1 tRNA gene and 2 rRNA genes (1 of these 3 cut by a window edge) are annotated in these 2,500 nt (G+C 49.3%); all 3 read right to left on the bottom strand.

Annotation, left to right across the window (positions count from 1 at the left end):
* Positions 1–483 (bottom strand): 23S ribosomal RNA (locus B7698_RS01165) (it extends 2,406 nt beyond the left edge of the window).
* A 124-nt stretch (positions 484–607) separates the two neighbouring features.
* Positions 608–680 (bottom strand) — tRNA-Ala (locus B7698_RS01160).
* A gap of 51 nt (positions 681–731) precedes the next feature.
* Positions 732–2,278: ribosomal RNA gene (locus tag B7698_RS01155) — 16S ribosomal RNA — on the bottom strand.
* The 16S and 23S rRNA genes sit together here with 1 tRNA gene alongside, the layout of an rRNA operon.
* Positions 2,279–2,500 lie beyond the last annotated feature (222 nt).

Genomic DNA, 2,500 nt, shown 5'->3' with positions numbered 1-2,500 from the left:
ACTATCGGTCACTAGGGAGTATTTAGGGTTGGGAGATGGTCCTCCCAGATTCCGACGGGATTTCACGTGTCCCGCCGTACTCAGGATACTGCTAGGTACAAAGACTATTTTAAATACGAGGCTATTACTCTCTTTGGCTGATCTTCCCAAATCATTCTTCTATAATCTTTGAGTCCACATTGCAGTCCTACAACCCCGAAGAGTAAACTCTTCGGTTTGCCCTCCTGCCGTTTCGCTCGCCGCTACTAAGGCAATCGCTTTTGCTTTCTCTTCCTGCAGCTACTTAGATGTTTCAGTTCACTGCGTCTTCCTCCTCACATCCTTAACAGATGCGGGTAACAGGTAGTACCTGTTGGGTTCCCCCATTCGGAAATCCCTGGATCATCACTTACTTACAGCTACCCAAGGCATATCGTCGTTTGTCACGTCCTTCTTCGGCTCCTAGTGCCAAGGCATCCACCGTGCGCCCTTATTAACTTAACCTTATTTTTTGACCTTTCAGTCATAAACTCTTATTAATACTACAGCGTTTTCGGTTTATTTTCTTGTTACTATTTGATATAGATATTCAATTTTCAATGTGCATTACTTGGTGATCTCTCACCAATGGAGCCTAGCGGGATCGAACCGCTGACCTCCTGCGTGCAAAGCAGGCGCTCTCCCAGCTGAGCTAAGGCCCCACAAGACCTCTCAAGACTAAACAAGACCAATGCGCAGTTCCTTATCCTTAGAAAGGAGGTGATCCAGCCGCACCTTCCGATACGGCTACCTTGTTACGACTTCACCCCAATCATCTATCCCACCTTAGGCGGCTGGCTCCTAAAAGGTTACCTCACCGACTTCGGGTGTTACAAACTCTCGTGGTGTGACGGGCGGTGTGTACAAGGCCCGGGAACGTATTCACCGCGGCGTGCTGATCCGCGATTACTAGCGATTCCGACTTCATGTAGGCGAGTTGCAGCCTACAATCCGAACTGAGACTGGCTTTAAGAGATTAGCTTGCCGTCACCGGCTTGCGACTCGTTGTACCAGCCATTGTAGCACGTGTGTAGCCCAGGTCATAAGGGGCATGATGATTTGACGTCATCCCCACCTTCCTCCGGTTTATTACCGGCAGTCTCGCTAGAGTGCCCAACTAAATGATGGCAACTAACAATAGGGGTTGCGCTCGTTGCGGGACTTAACCCAACATCTCACGACACGAGCTGACGACAACCATGCACCACCTGTCACCTCTGTCCCGAAGGAAAACTCTATCTCTAGAGCGGTCAGAGGGATGTCAAGACCTGGTAAGGTTCTTCGCGTTGCTTCGAATTAAACCACATGCTCCACCGCTTGTGCGGGCCCCCGTCAATTCCTTTGAGTTTCAACCTTGCGGTCGTACTCCCCAGGCGGAGTGCTTAATGCGTTAGCTGCGGCACTAAACCCCGGAAAGGGTCTAACACCTAGCACTCATCGTTTACGGCGTGGACTACCAGGGTATCTAATCCTGTTTGCTCCCCACGCTTTCGAGCCTCAGCGTCAGTTACAAGCCAGAGAGCCGCTTTCGCCACCGGTGTTCCTCCATATATCTACGCATTTCACCGCTACACATGGAATTCCACTCTCCCCTCTTGCACTCAAGTTAAACAGTTTCCAAAGCGTACTATGGTTAAGCCACAGCCTTTAACTTCAGACTTATCTAACCGCCTGCGCTCGCTTTACGCCCAATAAATCCGGACAACGCTCGGGACCTACGTATTACCGCGGCTGCTGGCACGTAGTTAGCCGTCCCTTTCTGGTAAGATACCGTCACAGTGTGAACTTTCCACTCTCACACTCGTTCTTCTCTTACAACAGAGCTTTACGATCCGAAAACCTTCTTCACTCACGCGGCGTTGCTCGGTCAGACTTCCGTCCATTGCCGAAGATTCCCTACTGCTGCCTCCCGTAGGAGTCTGGGCCGTGTCTCAGTCCCAGTGTGGCCGATCACCCTCTCAGGTCGGCTATGTATCGTCGCCTTGGTGAGCCGTTACCCCACCAACTAGCTAATACAACGCAGGTCCATCTGGTAGTGGTGCAATTGCACCTTTTAAGCAAATGTCATGCAACATCTACTCTTATGCGGTATTAGCTATCGTTTCCAATAGTTATCCCCCGCTACCAGGCAGGTTACCTACGCGTTACTCACCCGTTCGCAACTCATCCAGAGAAGCAAGCTCCTCCTTCAGCGTTCTACTTGCATGTATTAGGCACGCCGCCAGCGTTCGTCCTGAGCCAGGATCAAACTCTCATTAAAAGTTTGAGTTCTCACTCATTTCTGTCACTGACAGATTTATTGTTTTTTCATTGTTCAGTACTACAACCTTAGTTGTAGTGCCCTGCACATTGGTTCGTCTTGTTCAGTTTTCAAAGGTCTTTGTCACTTGCTTCTCTCAAGTGACAACTATATTAGTATATCACAGCCGCTTTCGCTTGTCAACACTTTTTTGAAACTTTTTTAATCTTTTTTCATCAAGTG

This window comes from Streptococcus mitis, from assembly GCF_002096855.1.
GTDB classification, from domain to species: Bacteria; Bacillota; Bacilli; order Lactobacillales; family Streptococcaceae; genus Streptococcus; species Streptococcus mitis_Y.
Note: the sequence above shows the minus strand (reverse complement) of the source record. Positions and strands in the feature narration are given on the sequence as shown.